Annotated in this window: 14 protein-coding genes; 9 read left to right on the forward strand and 5 right to left on the reverse strand. The window is 68.3% G+C overall.

Going from position 1 to position 15,899, the window contains the following annotated elements; genetic code table 11:
• The first annotated feature begins 31 nt into the window (after positions 1 to 31).
• Both cutA and dsbD read left to right on the forward strand, forming a co-directional pair.
• Positions 32 to 379: a divalent-cation tolerance protein CutA gene (cutA, locus tag NGJ44_RS13795; RefSeq protein WP_053244298.1), complete on the forward strand. Its 348-nt coding sequence runs from the start codon at positions 32 to 34 to the stop codon at positions 377 to 379.
• Positions 380 to 426: 47 nt separating this feature from the next.
• A complete protein-coding gene (gene dsbD / locus NGJ44_RS13800; protein WP_251864252.1) occupies positions 427 to 2,256 on the forward strand; it encodes a protein-disulfide reductase DsbD in 1,830 nt (609 codons plus the stop codon).
• 88 nt (positions 2,257 to 2,344) lie between these two features.
• Here the strand turns inward: dsbD and hemB are convergent, their stop codons facing one another.
• A complete protein-coding gene (hemB, locus tag NGJ44_RS13805) occupies positions 2,345 to 3,361 on the reverse strand; it encodes a porphobilinogen synthase (RefSeq protein ID WP_053244301.1) in 1,017 nt (338 codons plus the stop codon).
• Positions 3,358 to 3,981 (reverse strand): ribosome biogenesis GTP-binding protein YihA/YsxC, encoded by a 624-nt coding sequence (gene yihA, locus NGJ44_RS13810; RefSeq protein WP_053244300.1) that lies wholly within the window; start codon positions 3,979 to 3,981, stop codon positions 3,358 to 3,360. The genes hemB and yihA overlap by 4 nt, the downstream gene beginning before the upstream one ends.
• 239 nt (positions 3,982 to 4,220) lie before the next feature.
• Between yihA and NGJ44_RS13815 the strand changes: the two genes are divergently transcribed.
• From NGJ44_RS13815 to ccsB, 3 genes are all read left to right on the forward strand, one after another.
• On the forward strand, positions 4,221 to 4,922 hold the full coding sequence (locus NGJ44_RS13815; protein WP_152967980.1) for a c-type cytochrome: 702 nt from the start codon (positions 4,221 to 4,223) through the stop codon (positions 4,920 to 4,922).
• 117 nt (positions 4,923 to 5,039) lie between these two features.
• Complete coding sequence (locus NGJ44_RS13820; protein WP_251864253.1) at positions 5,040 to 7,124, forward strand: cytochrome c biogenesis protein ResB; 2,085 nt, start codon at positions 5,040 to 5,042, stop codon at positions 7,122 to 7,124.
• Positions 7,125 to 7,127: 3 nt separating this feature from the next.
• The gene (ccsB, locus tag NGJ44_RS13825; RefSeq protein WP_251864254.1) at positions 7,128 to 8,474 is read left to right on the forward strand and encodes a c-type cytochrome biogenesis protein CcsB; all 1,347 of its coding nucleotides are present in this window, start codon (positions 7,128 to 7,130) and stop codon (positions 8,472 to 8,474) included.
• 27 nt (positions 8,475 to 8,501) lie between these two features.
• Here the strand turns inward: ccsB and lysA are convergent, their stop codons facing one another.
• Both lysA and lptM read right to left on the reverse strand, forming a co-directional pair.
• On the reverse strand, positions 8,502 to 9,800 hold the full coding sequence (gene lysA, locus NGJ44_RS13830) for a diaminopimelate decarboxylase (RefSeq protein WP_251864255.1): 1,299 nt from the start codon (positions 9,798 to 9,800) through the stop codon (positions 8,502 to 8,504).
• The gene (gene lptM / locus NGJ44_RS13835) at positions 9,797 to 9,955 is read right to left on the reverse strand and encodes an LPS translocon maturation chaperone LptM (RefSeq protein WP_235489062.1); all 159 of its coding nucleotides are present in this window, start codon (positions 9,953 to 9,955) and stop codon (positions 9,797 to 9,799) included. Before lptM ends, lysA begins: the two co-directional genes overlap by 4 nt.
• 55 nt (positions 9,956 to 10,010) lie before the next feature.
• Here lptM and cyaY point away from each other — a divergent pair, with 55 nt between their 5' ends.
• A complete protein-coding gene (gene cyaY, locus NGJ44_RS13840) occupies positions 10,011 to 10,340 on the forward strand; it encodes an iron donor protein CyaY (RefSeq protein ID WP_053244305.1) in 330 nt (109 codons plus the stop codon).
• A 124-nt stretch (positions 10,341 to 10,464) separates the two neighbouring features.
• Here the strand turns inward: cyaY and NGJ44_RS13845 are convergent, their stop codons facing one another.
• A complete protein-coding gene (locus NGJ44_RS13845) occupies positions 10,465 to 12,918 on the reverse strand; it encodes a penicillin-binding protein 1A (protein ID WP_053244306.1) in 2,454 nt (817 codons plus the stop codon).
• A 115-nt stretch (positions 12,919 to 13,033) separates the two neighbouring features.
• On the opposite strand from NGJ44_RS13845, the gene NGJ44_RS13850 reads away from it, so the two are divergent.
• Genes NGJ44_RS13850 through NGJ44_RS13860 form a run of 3 tightly spaced genes read left to right on the forward strand, consistent with a single transcriptional unit; the run spans position 13,034 to position 15,898 of the window.
• On the forward strand, positions 13,034 to 13,675 hold the full coding sequence (locus tag NGJ44_RS13850) for a shikimate kinase (RefSeq protein WP_286012365.1): 642 nt from the start codon (positions 13,034 to 13,036) through the stop codon (positions 13,673 to 13,675).
• Complete coding sequence (aroB, locus tag NGJ44_RS13855) at positions 13,672 to 14,748, forward strand: 3-dehydroquinate synthase (protein ID WP_251864256.1); 1,077 nt, start codon at positions 13,672 to 13,674, stop codon at positions 14,746 to 14,748. Before NGJ44_RS13850 ends, aroB begins: the two co-directional genes overlap by 4 nt.
• Positions 14,749 to 14,770: 22 nt before the next feature.
• Complete coding sequence (locus tag NGJ44_RS13860) at positions 14,771 to 15,898, forward strand: deoxyguanosinetriphosphate triphosphohydrolase (protein ID WP_251864257.1); 1,128 nt, start codon at positions 14,771 to 14,773, stop codon at positions 15,896 to 15,898.
• Position 15,899 lies beyond the last annotated feature (1 nt).

Here is a 15,899-nt window from a genome sequence, read left to right on the forward strand (position 1 = left end):
ACATCCTGCGCGGCCATATCCGGGAGGCGACATGTTGCGAGATGACGACGTTGTGCTGATGGTCAGCAATGCGCCCGACCTGCTTCTCGCCAAGCGCATCGCGCATGTGCTGGTCGAGGAAGGCCTGGCGGCGTGCGTGAACCTCGGCGCGCCCTGCCTGTCCATCTACGAGTGGAAGGGCACGGTGGAAGGGGCGGAGGAAATCCCCATGCACATCAAGACCACGCACGGACGCCATGCGGCGGCCGTGGCGCGGCTGGCGCAGATGCACCCTTACGAAGTGCCCGAGATCATCGTGCTGCCTGTCATCGGCGGCGCCGCGCCTTACCTGGATTGGGTGCGTGAACAAACGGCCGACAGGCCGCAACAGAGAGACTGATGCCGCAACCCGTTGGTATGCCCGGCGTTTCTGCCGGGATCGTCGCGATGGCCGCTCGCATCCGTTCCGGATTGCCCGCCGCGCTGGCGCTGTTGATGCTGCTGCTGGCCTGCGCCGCGCCGGTCCGCGCCGAGCAGGAGTTCCTGGAGCCCGACAAGGCCTTTGCGTTCAGCGCCTCGATGGCCGCCCCGGACGCGCTGGAGCTGCATTACCGCGTCGCGCCGGGGTATTACCTGTACCGCGAACGTTTCGGCATCACCATCAGCCCGGCGGGCGCGGCGCGGCTGGGAGAGCCGGCATATCCCCAGGGCGAGGTGAAATACGATCCCACGTTCGAGAAGGACATGGAGGTCTACCACCGGGACGTGGCGGTGCGCGTGCCGCTGATGCCGGGCGGCCAGGCGTTCACGATGACCGTGACGAGCCAGGGCTGCGCCGACGCGGGCCTGTGCTATCCGCCGCAGGACCACAGCGTGCGGCTGACGCCGGCCGCCGGGGGCTACGCGCTGGCCGATGGCGCCGCGCCGGCCTCGGGCGCCGGGCCCGGGCTGGGCGCGCTGGCGGAGGCGGGCGACACGGGGCTGGCCGCCGCGCTTGCGGGCATGGGCTGGGCCAAGACCGCTGGCGTGTTCCTGGTGCTGGGCGTGCTGCTGGCGTTCACGCCCTGCGTGCTGCCCATGATTCCCATTCTTTCCACCATCGTCGTGGGCGATGCGGCCGCGCGGCCCTCGCGCTGGCGCGGTTTCGGGCTGGCGGCCGCCTATGTGCTCGGAATGTCGGTGGTCTATACCGCCCTGGGCGTGGCGGCGGGCCTGAGCGGCGCCGGGCTGGCCGCATGGCTGCAGACGCCCTGGATACTCGGCCTGTTCGCGGCGTTGCTGGCCATCCTGGCGCTGGCCATGTTCGACGCCTTCACGTTCCAGATGCCGGCCGCGGTGCAGGCCCGGCTTGCGCGGACGTCTTCGCGCATTCCCGGCGGGCGCCATACCGGCGCGCTGCTCATGGGCGCGCTGTCGGCGCTCATCGTGGGGCCTTGCGTGGCCGCTCCGCTGGCCGGGGCGCTGCTGTATATCTCGCAGACCGGCGACGTGGTGCTGGGCGCGGCGGCGCTGTTCGCGCTGGCCTGGGGCATGGGCGTGCCCCTCTTGCTCGTGGGGGCGTCGTCCGGCGCGCTGCTGCCCAGGGCCGGTCCGTGGATGGAGGGCGTAAAGCGCCTGTTCGGCATGCTGCTGCTGGCGACGGCGTGGTGGATGCTGATTCCGGTGGTGCCCGTGTGGGTGCAGATGTGCGGCTGGGCGTTCCTGGCCATCGTGGCCGCCGTGATGCTGCGCGCCTTCGATGCGCTGCCGGCGGAAGCCGGCGCGGCCCGCATGTTCGGCAAGGGCCTGGGCCTGCTGCTGGCGCTGGCGGCGGCCGCCTGGCTGGCGGGCGCCGCCAGCGGCGGGCGCGATGTGCTGCAGCCGCTGGCGCACCTGGCCGCGCGCGGCGCAGACGCCGCGGCGCCGGGCGCGGCGCAGGCGGTGCGCTTCAAGCGCGTGCGCAACGTGGCAGAGCTCGATGCGGCGCTTGCCGCCAGCGACCGTCCGGCGATGCTGGATTTTTATGCGGACTGGTGCGTGTCCTGCCGCGAGATGGAGCGTTTCACGTTCTCGGATCCGGGCGTGGCGCAGCGCATGGCGGGCCTGCTGCTGCTGCAGGCCGATGTCACGGCCAACAATGCGGAAGACCGCGAATTGCTCAGGCGCTTCCGGCTGTTCGGCCCGCCGGGCATCATGTTTTTCGAGCCGGGTGGCAAGGAGATCGCTGACGCCCGCGTGATCGGTTTCCAGGACGCACGGCGGTTCGCCGCGACGCTGGATCGCGCGCTGGCGCGGTAGCGCCGCCCGGGCTGGCGCGGCAAGCGGCGCGCCGGACGCCGGTCAGGCTCGGGTCTGGCGCGCCGCCGCGGCTCGGCGCCTCAGTATCTCAGCGCGGCTGCTTCAACAGCTTGGCGGCCTCGATGGCGAAATAGGTGAGGATGCCGTCCGCGCCCGCGCGCTTGAAGGCGAGCAGCGCTTCCATCATGACCTTGTCATGGTCCAGCCAGCCGTTGGCGGCGGCGGCCTTGATCATGGCGTATTCGCCGCTGACCTGGTAGGCGAAGGTGGGCACGCGGAAAGCGTCTTTCACGCGGCGCAGAACGTCCAGGTAGGGCATGCCCGGCTTGACCATGACCATGTCCGCGCCTTCCTGGAGGTCGGCCGCCACTTCGCGCAGCGCCTCGTCGAGGTTGCCCGGATCCATCTGGTAGGCCATTTTGTTGGACTTGCCCAGGTTGGCGGCGGAGCCGACGGCATCGCGGAAGGGGCCGTAGAACGCGCTGGCGTACTTGGCGGAGTAGGCCATGATGCGGGTGTGGATGTGGCCGTTTTCCTCGAGCGCCTGGCGGATCGCGCCGATGCGGCCGTCCATCATGTCGCTGGGGGCGACCATGTCCACACCGGCGGCCGCTTGCACCAGGGCCTGCTTGACCAGGATCTCGACCGTGGGTTCGTTGATCACGTAGCCGTTGTCGTCGATGACGCCGTCCTGGCCGTGGCTGGTGTAGGGGTCCAGCGCCACGTCGCACAGCACGCCCAGCTCGGGAAAGCGCTGCTTGAGTTCGCGGACCACCCGCGGGATCAGCCCCTCGGGGTTGGTGGCTTCGATGCCGTCCGGCGTCTTGAGCGAGGGCTCGATGGCGGGGAACAGCGCCAGTACCGGAATGCCCAGCGACACGCATTCCTCGGCGACCGCCATGAGGGTGTCGGGCGAGTAGCGCACCACGCCGGGCAGCGACGGCACCGGCTGGCGCAGGCCCGTACCCTCGGCCACGAAGACGGGGTAGATCAGATCGTCCACCGAGAGCGCATTCTCGCGCACCAGCCGGCGGGTGAAGGCGTCGCGGCGCAGGCGGCGCGGGCGGGAAACCGGGAATTCGGGAGTGATGATCTGCGGGTTCATGGTACGACCTTCGGGGATATCCAGTTCTCGATATGGTTGGCGGCCTCTTCGAGGCCGATGCGCTCGGTGGCCGAGAACGGCACGGTGTGCAGCGCGCCGATGTCCGCGAGTTCCTTGCGGACGGCGTAGATGGCGCGCACGCGCTGGCCGTAGGGCAGCTTGTCGGCCTTGGTGAGCAGGGCCAGCACCGGGCGGCCGGTGGGGGCGATGAAGTTGGCCAGGCGGCGGTCGAGCTCGGTGACGCCGCGGCGGATGTCGATGAGCAGCACCACGCCGGCCAGCGACGCGCGGTCGCGCAGATAGCCGCCCAGGATGTCGGCCCATTTTTCTTTTTCGTCGCGCGCGACGGACGCGTAGCCGTAGCCCGGCAGGTCGACCAGGTAGCCCAGCGCGGCCTGCGGGTCGAGCGGGTCGGGCAGGCTGAACATGTTGATCAGCCGCGTGCGCCCCGGCGTCTTGCTGGAGAAGGCGAGACGGCGCTGGTTGCACAGCACGTTGATGGCCGTGGACTTGCCGGCGTTGGAGCGGCCCACGAAGCAGACTTCCGGCGCGCCGGGGGCCGGAAGCTGGTCCAGGCGGGCAGCGGAAGTGAGGAAAGAGGCGCGGTGCAGGAGGGACACGGAGGGCTTCGGATACGGTTGGTTTCGAGCCCTATTGTATAATCCGGCGTTTGCAACAGTGGTCCCCGTGCGCGGAGCCGTCTGTTTTGTCGCGTGGCAAGCGCCTGGATTGCGGGAGGGCTCCCGCCGACGGCCTTGCGGGCAAGGCAGCTGCAGCAGGTTCGTTACGGCTTTCCAGGGTGTGCGGGCAGGCATGGGCGCCTTTTTGCGCCTTGATCGATGCGTTCGTCGAGGTATACATGAAGCGTGTGCTGTCCCGGATGTTGATAGCGAGCGGGCTGTTGCTCGGCGCTGCTGCCCTTTCCCCCGGTTTTGCCGCCGACGCGCCGCCCGGCCCGGCCAAACCGGATGCCGCCAAGGGCGGTCAATTGTTCGAGCAGGGAGACGCTTCGCGCGGGATAGTCGCCTGTGCGTCCTGTCATGGCGCCGGGGGCAGCAGCACCATTCCGGCCAATCCCAATCTTGCGGCCCAGTCGCACGAATACCTGGCCAAGCAGCTCACCGATTTCCAGCTCAAGCAGGGCGCCAAGACGCCGCTGCGCAACGGCCCGGAAGGCAATCCCACTCCCATGACGGCCATGGCGCAGAATCTCACGCCCGCCGACATCCAGAACGTTGCCCTGTACCTGGCCCAGCAGCCGCTGAAGGAGCCGGCCTCCGCCGGCTACGAGAAGCTGGTTGACCTGGGTCAAAAGATCTGGCGCGGCGGCTTGCCCGAACGCAATGTGCCCGCCTGTGCGGCATGCCATTCTGCCAATGGCGCCGGCATTCCGGGCCAATATCCCCGCCTGGCGGGCCAGTTCCCCGCCTATATCGAAGAGCAGCTCAAGCTGTTCCGCAGCGGAGACCGGGCCAACAGCGCGCCCATGCACGATATCGCCGATCGCATGTCGGACGCCGACATCAAGGCCGTGGCCGATTACGCGGCCGGCCTGCGCTAGGCGCATGTCCGCAACGCGCGCGGCCGGGCCGCGTCCACTTACCGGGGCGCAAGGAACCCGCCGGGCCCGCGCGCTGTCTACGAGGGGGGAAGCCGATGGCGCGGCCCCCCTTTTTTCATGAATTCGACCCACACATCTTCCCGCCTCTCCCTGCGCACGCTGCCCCACGATTTCTTCGAGCTGCTGGGGTCGATGCGCTTTGCCGTCAGCCTGCTCGTCTTCATCTGCCTGGCCAGCCTGGTCGGGACGGTATTGCCGCAAAACCGCGCCAGCAGCAGTTACATCGACCAGTTCGGCCCGTTCTGGTACGAAGTGTTCGACAAGTTCTCCATCTGGCACGTCTACAACAGCTGGTGGTTCCTGCTCATCATGGGCTTCCTGGTGGTGTCCACCTCGGTGTGCCTGATCCGCAATGCGCCCAAGATGCTGCGCGACGCGAAGTCGTTTCGCGAGCACGTGCGCGCGAGCAGCCTGGGCGCTTTTCCGCACCGCGTGCAGACCAGCGTGCCGGGGACGGTGCCCGAAACCGTCGCCGGGCTCAAGGGCCTGCTGGCGCGCATGGGCTACGCGGTGCGCGAGCGCAGGGACGAGAACGGCGTGATGCTCGCCGCCAAGAAGGGCAGCGCCAACCGGCTGGGCTACATCTTCGCCCACTCGGCGCTGGTCATCATCTGCATCGGCGGGCTGCTCGACAGCGAGCTGCCCGTGCGGCTGCAGGTGATGTTCGGCGGGAAGCGGCCCATCGTGGAGAACATGCTGATTTCCGAGGTGCCCGAAAGCGGCCGGCTGTCGGTGAACAACCCCAGCTTCCGCGCCAGCGTGCTGGTGCCCGAAAACAGCCAGGTGAGCAGCGCCGTGGTCATGGTGGGCGACGGCGCGCTGGTGCAGCCGCTGCCGTTCCTGCTCAAGCTCAAGAAGTTCGTCGTCGATTACTACTCCACCGGCATGCCCAGCCGTTTCGCCAGCGAGGTGGAGGTGACGGATCCGGAGACGGGCAAAACCTTCGCGTCGACCATCGAGGTAAACGAGCCGCTGCGGTACAAGGGCATGACGGTGTACCAGTCCAGCTTCGACGACGGCGGCAGCACCGTGAAGCTGCTGGGTTATCCGCTGGTGGGCAGCGGCGGCCAGACCTTCAGCGTGGATGGCGCGGTGGGCAAGACCAGCGAGGTCACGGCCAGCACCGCCGCCGGCCAGCGCAGCATGCGCGTGGAAATCACCGGGCTGCGTCCCATCAACGTGGAGGATCTGAGCGGGGGCGCGCCCAAGGGCGGCAACCAGAGCTTTGCCGACCACGTGGCCTCCGTGGCGGGCAGCGCGGCCGGCAAGAAGAACGAAAACCTGCGCAACGTGGGACCCAGCGTGGAGTACCGCCTGATCGACGATGCGGGCCAGGCGCACGAATTCCAGAACTACATGCTGCCCGTGGAGCTGGACGGCGCGCAGGTGTTCCTGGCCGGCGTGCGCAACAATGCCTCGGAGCCTTTCCGCTACCTGCGCATACCCGCCGACGCCGACGGTTCCGTGGCCGAGTTCATGCGCCTGCGCGCCACGCTGGCCGATCCGGCGGCGCGCCGCGAGGCGGCCCGCCGTTTCGCCGAGCGCAACAGTCCGGCCGGCATGGACCGCCAGCCCTTGCAGACCGCGGCCGAACGCGCGCTGGAAACCTTTGCCTCGGGCGGGTTGCAGGCGGTGGCGGCTTTCCTGCAGGCCAATACGCCGGCCGCCGACCTGGAGCGCGCCGCCGACGTGGTCATCCGCCTCATCGGCGCCAGCATGAACGAAATCCGCGCCATCGAGCGCGAACGCGCGGGCCTGCCGCCCGTGCCCGATGCCGGGCCGCAGGCCGACCAGGCGGCGACGTGGTCGCGGCTGGCGGTGGCGGCCCTGTCGGACCTGGCCGTGTATCCGGCGCCCGTGTTCCTGTCGCTGGCCGACTTCCAGCACGTGCAGGCCAGCGTGTTCCAGGTCAGCCGCACGCCGGGCAAGAAAGCGGTGTACCTGGGCAGCCTGCTGCTGGTGCTGGGCGTGTTTGCGATGTTCTATATTCGGGACCGGCGCGTCTGGGTGTGGATCAGGCCCGAGGGCGGCGGCAGCGGCATCCTGGCGGCCATGACTTCGCAGAAGCGTACACTGGACTTCAATCAAGAATTCGAGCGCTTCAAGCAGGCATTGCTGCGCCAGAACCGGACGGAAGGCTGATTTATGTCCACGACCACCACCTCTTCGTTTTCCACACCGGAATCCCAATGGCCGCAAGGCCTGTCCGAAACCGGCGACGGCCGGGCGCGGCGCGGCCGGCCCGACTGGACGGATCTCGTCTTCTTCCTGCTGCTGGCGGCGGGCGCGGGCTACGCGCTGGTCCATTACAGCGGCGCCATGGACTACTACGAGAAGACGATTCTCTGCGCGGCCGTGCCCGTGGCGGCCTGGATGGGTTGGCTGTGGCGCCCGCTGCGCCGGCTCATGATCGCCTGTGCGCTGTCGGCGGGGCTGGCGGTCATGCTCTACGGCAATGACCTGGGCCGCGCCGAACAGGTGTTCTTCCTGAAATACCTGTTTTCGTCGCAGTCGGCCATTCTGTGGATGAGCGCGCTCTTCGCGCTGGCTACGGTGTGCTACTGGATCGGCGTGTTCAGCCCCACGGCGGCCTGGCTGGGCACGGCGCTGACCTGGGGGGCGGTGTTCGCGGGCCTGACCGGGCTGCTGGTGCGATGGCGCGAAGGTCATCTCATGGGGCCGGATCTCGGCCACATTCCCGTAAGCAACCTGTACGAAGTTTTCGTGCTGTTTTCGCTGATCACGGCGCTGTTCTACCTCTACTACGAGCGCAAGTACACCACGCGCGCGCTGGGCGGCTTCGTGCTGCTGGTGGTGACCTCGGCCGTGGTGTTCCTGCTGTGGTATTCGTTCACGCGCGATGCGGGCCAGATCCAGCCCCTGGTGCCCGCCCTCAAGAGCTGGTGGATGAAGCTGCACGTGCCGGCCAACTTCATCGGCTACGGCACCTTCTCGCTGGCCGCCATGGTGGGCTTTGCCTACCTGGTCAAGCAGCACGGCAATACGGCTTCCTGGGCCCGGCTGGCGCCGCTGTTCGTGCTGGGCGTGCTGCTTTGCGCCGAGCCCATGGTGTTCCGCACCGACGGCCTTTCGGCCACGTGGATGCTGTATTTCGGCATCGGCGCGGTGATCGTGGGCGCCATCCTGCTGGGGCGCCGGCGCATCGCGGCCGCGCTGCCTTCGCTGGAAGTGCTGGACGACATCATGTACCGCGCCATCGCGGTCGGTTTCGCGTTCTTTACCGTGGCGACCATCCTGGGCGCGCTGTGGGCCGCCGACGCCTGGGGCGCCTACTGGCAATGGGATCCGAAGGAAACCTGGGCGCTCATCGTGTGGCTGAACTATGCCGCCTGGCTGCACATGCGGCTCATCAAGGGGCTGCGAGGCGCCATGGCGGCTTATTGGGCGCTGACGGGCCTGCTGATCACCGGCTTTGCGTTTCTGGGCGTGAACATGTTCCTGTCGGGGCTGCACTCCTACGGGCAGCTCTGACCGCGGGCCCCGGGGCGGCGGCCCCGGCTACGGCAGGGTCGATTCGCCGCGGTACAGGTCGCGCGGGGTTTCGCGCTGGCGAACCAGGTAGAACCTGCCGTCGTCGACCATGACCTCGGCGGGCCGGCCGCGCGTGTTGTAGTTGCTGGCCATGGTCATGCCGTAGGCGCCGGCCGATTCGATGGCCAGCACGTCGCCTTGCTGCAGGTCGAGCACCCGGCCGCGGGCAAGCCAGTCGGCGCTTTCGCACACGGGGCCGACCAGATCGTATGGGTTGCACGCCTTGGCGCCCGGGCGGGGCCGTACCGGCAGCACCCCTTGCCAGGCTTCGTAGAGGGCCGGGCGCAGCAGGTCGTTCATGGCCGCGTCCACGATGGCGAAGTTGCGCGCCTCGCCGTGCTTGAGGTATTGCACGGTGGTCAGCAGCACGCCGGCGTTGCCGATGAGCGAACGGCCGGGCTCGAGCACCAGCTCCAGATGATCCAGCCCGCGCGCGCGCAGCCGGTCGAGCACCGGGGCCAGCAGGTGGCGCGGCGAGGGCGGGGTTTCGTTCGAGTAGCGGATGCCCAGCCCGCCCCCCAGGTCGAGATGCCCGATGCGGATGCCGTCGGCGGCCAGCGCGTCGATCAGGTCGAGCAGCTTGTCCAGGGCGTCGAGATAAGGGCTGATGTCGGTGAGCTGCGAGCCGATGTGGCAGTCCACGCCCGCGATGCGCAGGCCGGGCAGGGCGTGCGCCAGCCGGTAGGCGTCGCGTGCCTGGCCGATGGCGATGCCGAACTTGTTTTCCTTCAGGCCGGTGGAAATGTAGGGGTGGGTCTGGGGATCCACGTCCGGATTCACGCGCAGCGACACGGGCGCGACGCGGCCCATGTGCGAGGCCACGTCAGAGAGCCGCCGCAATTCGGCTTCGGATTCCACATTGAAGCTTTTGACGCCGGCTTCCAGGGCCGCGCGCATCTCCCAGGCCTGCTTGCCCACGCCCGAGAACACGATGCGGGCGGGGTCGGCCCCCACGGCGAGCGCGCGCTCGAGCTCGCCGCCGGAGACGATGTCGAAGCCCGCGCCCAGCCGGACGAATTCCTTGAGCACGGCCAGGTTGGAATTGGCCTTCATGCCGTAGCACACCAGCACCTTGTGCGGGCCGATGGCCGAACGGTAGGTGTTCCAGGCGCCCTTGAGCGCGGCGCGCGAATACACGTAGAGAGGGGTTCCCAGCAGCGCGGCCAGGTGGTCCAGCGGGACATCCTCCGCATACAGAACGCTGTTGCGGTACTGGAAGTAGGGAGAGCCCGCCGGCTGGGGCAGCGCTGCCAGGGGCGGATTCATGGCAGCACCGGCGCGGGGGGAATGCTGGTGGTCTTGTGCTGCTGGGTGCGCGCCGGCGGCTTGCCGTCGGGCGTGGGCATGTACAACGGGCCCTTATACCCGCAAGCCGCGACCATGCCAGCGGTTGCAAGCGTGGCTACAATGCGAAGAGCCATGCGGCGAAATGCCATGTGGGACACTGGGAACTCCGTAATTCTTGCAGGCTCGATTATGACCGAATCCGAATTTCTTGCGTTGATCGACCAGGTGCTGGAAAGCATCGAAAGCCAGGCCGACGACTGGGCGGCTTCGCTCGACGTCGATGTGGAAACCAGCCGCAGCGGCAACGTGCTGACGCTGGTATTCGAGGACGGTACCCACGTCGTGGTGAACAGCCAGGCAGCCGTGCAGGAGCTCTGGGTGGCGGCGCGCAGCGGCGGCTTTCACTACCGCTATGACGGCAAGCACTGGAACGACACGCGCGGCGGCCCGCCGCTGCCGGACGCGCTGTCGCAGATCTGCTCCGAGGCCGCGGGCGTCCCCGTCACCGTGCGCCTGTAGCCGCCCGCTTGCTGGCGTCCGGCAGGCGCCTCCAAAGCCGAAGGCCGGTTCCCGGGAACCGGCCTTTGCGCATCCGCCTTCCGGAACGCCGTCACCGGGAAACGGTTGCGGCGCCGCCTTTTCTTCAGAACGGAATCTTCTGCGACCAGGAAGAGGCTTCGCCGCCCACTCTTGCCCCGGGCGCCACCTTGATGCGGTTGTCCTCGTTGCCGGCGCCGCTCGTCAGGCCATTGAGGAACTCGCCCAGCGTGTCGGCTTCCGGCAGGCCCAGGCGCGCGACGGCCTGGCCGGGCGGGAACTCCGAGAAATAGTATTCGCCGTTTTCCACGAGCAGGCCGTCGGGGCGCGGGCGCTGCTTGTCTTCAGGCACGCCCTTGAGCGCTTCTTTCATGAAGTCCACCCAGATCGGCATGGCCACTCCGCCGCCGGTTTCGCGCGAGCCCAGGGATCTGGGCTGGTCGAAGCCCAACCAGGCGGTGGCCACCAGGCTGGGGGTGTAGCCGGAGAACCAGGCGTCCACCGATTCGTTGGTGGTGCCGGTCTTGCCGGCGATGTCGCTGCGCTTGAGCAGCACGCGGGCGCGGGCTGCCGTGCCGTAGGTGGCCACGCCGCGCAGGATGTCGTCCATGACCCAGGCCGTGCGCGGGTCGATGGCCCGGGCCGTGGCGTCGCCGGCCACCACGGGCTTGGATTGCATGATGACCTTGCCGCTGCTGTCGGTGACGCGGTCGATCAGGTAGGGCGTGACACGGTAGCCGCCGTTGGCGAACACCGCATAGGCGCCCGCGAGCTGCAGGGGCGTGACCGAGCCCGCGCCCAGCGCCAGCGGCAGCACGGCCGGCTGGCGCGCCTTGTCGAAGCCGAAGCGGGTGAGGTAGTCCTGCGCGTATTGCGGGCCGATGGCTTGCAGGATGCGGATCGACACCATGTTCTTCGACTTGTACAGCGCCTGGCGCAGCGTCAGCATGGGCTCGTACTGGTTGCCGTAGTTCTTGGGCGCCCAGGCTTTGGAGCCGGTCTGCTCGGCCGTGAGCATGAAGGGCTGGTCGGAGATCTGCGTGGCGGGCGTGAGGCCGCGCTCCAGCGAGGCGGCGTAGATGAAGGGCTTGATGTTGGAGCCCGGCTGCCGCCATGCCTGCGTGACGCGGTTGAAATTGCCGCGATAGAAGTCGAAGCCGCCGACCATGGCGTGGATGGCGCCGTCCTGCGGCGAGAGCGCCACGAACGCGGCCTGCACCGCCGGCAGGTTGATGATTTCCCAGTTGTCGCCGAACTTGCGGATATAGACCACCGAGCCGCGCTTGATGCGCTTCTCGGGCTTGGCCTTGTCGTTCAGCGCGCGTGCGACCACGCCCAGCACCTTCTTGTCGGTGATGGTGATGATCTCGCGCGAGCTGCGCGCCAGCCTGACCTCGGTGGGGCTGGCCGAGAGCACCACGGCGGTGAGCAGGTCGCCGCTGTCGCTGAACTTGTCGAACACGCCGTCCAGGAAGTCGTCCAGCGCCTGTGCGTTGTTCTCGATGCCGGCGGGCAGGTCGAGCTGTTCCTCGGGGCCGGGGTAGGGGGCGCGGCGGGTGTAGTCGAGCACGCCTTCGCGCACGGCGCGGTAGGCCGCCTCCTGTTCCTTGGACTGGACCGTGGTGTAGATATTGATGCCGCGCGAATAGACGTTGTCCTGGTACACGTTGTACAGGAGCTGGCGCGCCAGTTCGGCCACGTATTCGCCGTGGATGGCGTAGCCGCCGGCCGGCGTGCCCTCGGCCGACTTCATGACGATGGGCTGGGCCAGCGCCTGCTGGTATTCGGCGTCGGTGAGGTAGCCGAGCTGGTGCATGCGGTTGAGCACGTAGCGCTGGCGCAGCTCGGCACGGGGACGGTTGGCGATCGGGTTGAAGCGCGAGGGGGCCTTGGGAATGCCGGCCAGCATGGCGGCCTCGGCGGGGGTGATCTCGGACAGCGGCTTGCCGAAATAGGTGCGCGAGGCGGCCGCGAAGCCGTAGGCGCGGTGGCCCAGGTAGATCTGGTTCATGTAGAGCTCAAGAATCTGGTCCTTGGTGAGCTGGGACTCGATCTTGAACGTGAGCAGCAGTTCGTAGAACTTGCGCGAGTAGGTTTTTTCGGACGACAGGTAGAAGTTGCGCGCCACCTGCATGGTGATGGTGCTGGCGCCCTGGGACTTGGACATGCTGGTGATGTTGGCCAGCCCCGCGCGCACCACGCCCATCCAGTCGATGCCCCCATGCTGGTAGAAGCGGTCGTCCTCGGCGGCCAGCACGGCCGACTTCATGATGTCCGGGATTTCGTTGAAGCGCAGCACGTTGCGGCGTTCTTCGCCGAACTCGCCGATGAGGACCTTGTCGGCGGTATAGACGCGCAGCGGCACGCGCGGCCGGTAGTCGGTCATGGCGTGCAGGTCGGGCAGGTTGGGCCAGGCCAGCGCCAGCGCCATGCCGGCCAGCAGCACGCCGCACAGCGCAAGGCCGACACAGAGAATGCCGGCCTTTACGAAAAATCGCAGAAATGGCGAACCGCTCTTGGCGGGCTTGTCTTTCTTGGAGGAATTCTGGGGCTTACTCATCGCGGCGATTTTACGGGTATCTCAGGGCCGGCCCGGGAAGGGGCCTCCGGTTTCTGTAACAAGATCGTTCAGGGCGTGGCGCTCGGGTGGCGGGCGGCAATGGGATAATGCCGGCATGAACTTTTCCGCCTCTTCATGTCCGGATGCCGGTCCGGATGCGGCGTCCGACAGCGGAACGCCCGATACTTCCTGCGGCGCGCCGGCCTGCGCGGGCCGGACTGCGACCCTGCCGCATGACCTGCCCGTATTCCTGGTGGGCATGATGGGCGCCGGCAAGACGACCATCGGTCGCGGCTTGGCGCGCGCCCTGGGGCGCGAATTCATCGATCTGGATCATGAGCTGGAGGCACGTTGCGGCGTACGGGTGCCGGTAATCTTCGAAATCGAGGGCGAGGCCGGCTTTCGCCGCCGGGAATCCGCCGCACTGGAAGAGTGTACCCAACGTCGGAACATAATTCTCGCCACCGGCGGGGGAGCCATCCTGGCGGAGGAGAACCGCCGCCGCCTGCGCGAGCGCGGCATCGTGGTGTACCTGCGCGCCAGCGTGGACGAACTGTTCCGCCGCACCTGCCGCGACCGCAACCGGCCCCTGCTGGCCACCGCTGACCCGCGCGGCACGCTGCGCGACCTGCTGACCCTGCGCGAACCGCTCTACAAAGAGGTGGCCGACCTGGTGGTGGAAACGGGCTCCGCCTCCATCCACACCCTGGTCAAGGGGCTGCTGCCACAACTGCAAGCTTTCGAGAAGCACTTATGAACGTCGTCGAGGTCGATACCCCGGGTGGGCGCTATCCCATCAATATCGGGCCGGGCCGCATGGATGCCCTGGACCAGTCCATTCCGGCCGATGCCACCGCCATCGCGCTGGTCACCAATCCCACGGTGGCGGCCCTGTACGGCGAGCGCGCCGAGGCGGCGCTGGCCCGCACCGGCAAGCGCGTGCTGCGCATCGAGCTGCCCGACGGCGAAGCCCACAAAGGCTGGGAATCGCTCAACCTGATCTTCGACGCCCTGCTGGGCAACCGGCTGGACCGCCGCTGCGTGCTGGTGGCGCTGGGCGGCGGCGTCATCGGCGACATGACCGGCTTCGCGGCCGCGGTGTACATGCGCGGCGTGCGCTTCGTGCAGGTGCCCACCACGCTGCTGGCGCAGGTCGATTCCTCGGTGGGCGGCAAGACCGCCATCAACCACCCGCTGGGCAAGAACATGATCGGCGCGTTCTACCAGCCGCAGGCCGTGGAGATAGACACCGACGTGCTGGCCACGCTGCCGCCGCGCGAGGTGTCGGCCGGGCTGGCCGAGGTCGTCAAGTACGGCCTCATCCTGGACGCGGACTTCTGGGCCTGGTGCGAGGACAACGCCGCGCGGCTGCGCCAGCTCGACCCGCAGGCCATTGCCTACGCCATCCGCCGCTCCTGCGAGCTGAAGGCGCAGGTGGTGGGCAAGGATGAGCGCGAATCGGGCCTGCGGGCCATCCTCAACCTGGGCCACACTTTCGGCCATGCCATCGAGGCCGGCCTGGGTTATGGCGAATGGCTGCACGGCGAGGCGGTAGGCTGCGGCCTGGTCCAGGCGGCCGAGCTGTCGGCCGACGTGGCGGACTTTCCGGCGGCCGACGCGGCGCGCGTGCGCGCGCTGGTCCAGGCCATCGGCTGCCCGGTCACGGCGCCCGACCTGGGGGCGGACCGCTGGCTGGCGCTGATGCAGGTGGACAAGAAAACCGAGGGCGGGCAGATCCGCTATGTGCTCATGAACCGCATCGGGCAGGCCGTCACGCAGCCGGTTCCCGACGCTGCGGTGCGCGCCGTCCTGGCCCGCACCACCGGATGAACGGAGAGGGACGGCGTTGCAGATGAAAGAACTGGCTTCCTATGCATCGGACCCGTCCCGCACCCGGGGACGCCGCCACGCCGAACCCGCGCCCGAGAACCGCAGCGAGTTCCAGCGCGACCGCGACCGCATCGTGCATTCCAGCGCCTTCAGGCGTCTGGAGTACAAGACGCAGGTGTTCGTGAACCACGAGGGCGACCTCTTTCGCACCCGGCTCACGCACAGCCTGGAGGTGGCGCAGATCGCGCGCACGCTGGCCCGCAACCTGGGGCTGTCCGAAGACCTCACCGAGGCCATTTCGCTGGCGCACGACCTGGGCCACACGCCTTTCGGCCACGCCGGACAGGACGAGCTCAACGCCTGCATGCGCGCGATGGCGCCCGAGGCCGGTGGCTTCGAGCACAACCTGCAGAGCCTGCGCGTGGTGGACGAGCTCGAAGAACGCTACGCCGAATTCAACGGCCTGAACCTCTGCTTCGAGACGCGCGAAGGCATCCTGAAGCATTGCTCGGCCGCGCACGCGCGCCAGCTGGGAGACGTGGGCGAACGCTTCCTGAACCGCAGCCAGCCGTCGCTGGAGGCCCAGGTGGCGAACCTGGCCGACGAAATCGCCTACAACAACCACGACATCGACGACGGGCTGCGCTCGGGCCTGATCACCGTGGAGCAACTGCTGGAAGTGTCCATCTTCGAGCGGCACTATGCCGAGGTCCAGCGCCGGTATCCCGGCCTGGCGCCGCGCCGCGCGACGTCGGAAACCATACGGCGCATGATCAACTCCCTCATCGTGGACCTCACCCGCACCTCGCTGGCGCGCATCCGCGAACACGCGCCGGCCAGCGCCGACGACGTGCGGCGCGCGCCGCCGCTGGCGGGGTTTTCCGAGCCGCTGCGGCGCGAGGCCGACGAACTCAAGCGCTTCCTGTTCGACAACCTGTACCGCCACTACCGCGTGCTGCGCATGACGGCCAAGGCGCGGCGCATCGTCAAGGCGCTGTTCTCCACCTTCCTGGACGACCCGCGCCTGCTGCCGCCCGACTACCGGCGCGAGGGCTTCAACGAGCAGGCCCGCGCCATCGCCGACTACATCGCCGGCATGACCGACCGCTACGCCATCCGCGAGCACCGCCGCCTGTTCGAAATGGGTTGAC

It is taken from the genome of Achromobacter sp. Marseille-Q4962 (genome assembly GCF_943737005.1).
GTDB lineage: Bacteria > Pseudomonadota > Gammaproteobacteria > Burkholderiales > Burkholderiaceae_B > Achromobacter.

What these genes read in the sequence shown, in the direction of transcription:
- ccsB (WP_251864254.1), top strand. Translation starts at nt 7,128, where the DNA reads ATGTCCACGACCACCACCTCTTCGTTTTCCACACCGGAATCCCAATGG.
- NGJ44_RS13860 (WP_251864257.1), top strand. Translation starts at nt 14,771, where the DNA reads ATGAAAGAACTGGCTTCCTATGCATCGGACCCGTCCCGCACCCGGGGA.
- cutA (WP_053244298.1), top strand. Translation starts at nt 32, where the DNA reads ATGTTGCGAGATGACGACGTTGTGCTGATGGTCAGCAATGCGCCCGAC.
- NGJ44_RS13845 (WP_053244306.1), bottom strand. Translation starts at nt 12,918, where the DNA reads ATGAGTAAGCCCCAGAATTCCTCCAAGAAAGACAAGCCCGCCAAGAGC.
- lptM (WP_235489062.1), bottom strand. Translation starts at nt 9,955, where the DNA reads ATGGCTCTTCGCATTGTAGCCACGCTTGCAACCGCTGGCATGGTCGCG.
- NGJ44_RS13820 (WP_251864253.1), top strand. Translation starts at nt 5,040, where the DNA reads ATGAATTCGACCCACACATCTTCCCGCCTCTCCCTGCGCACGCTGCCC.
- NGJ44_RS13850 (WP_286012365.1), top strand. Translation starts at nt 13,034, where the DNA reads ATGAACTTTTCCGCCTCTTCATGTCCGGATGCCGGTCCGGATGCGGCG.
- cyaY (WP_053244305.1), top strand. Translation starts at nt 10,011, where the DNA reads ATGACCGAATCCGAATTTCTTGCGTTGATCGACCAGGTGCTGGAAAGC.
- hemB (WP_053244301.1), bottom strand. Translation starts at nt 3,361, where the DNA reads ATGAACCCGCAGATCATCACTCCCGAATTCCCGGTTTCCCGCCCGCGC.
- lysA (WP_251864255.1), bottom strand. Translation starts at nt 9,800, where the DNA reads ATGAATCCGCCCCTGGCAGCGCTGCCCCAGCCGGCGGGCTCTCCCTAC.
- aroB (WP_251864256.1), top strand. Translation starts at nt 13,672, where the DNA reads ATGAACGTCGTCGAGGTCGATACCCCGGGTGGGCGCTATCCCATCAAT.
- NGJ44_RS13815 (WP_152967980.1), top strand. Translation starts at nt 4,221, where the DNA reads ATGAAGCGTGTGCTGTCCCGGATGTTGATAGCGAGCGGGCTGTTGCTC.
- dsbD (WP_251864252.1), top strand. Translation starts at nt 427, where the DNA reads ATGGCCGCTCGCATCCGTTCCGGATTGCCCGCCGCGCTGGCGCTGTTG.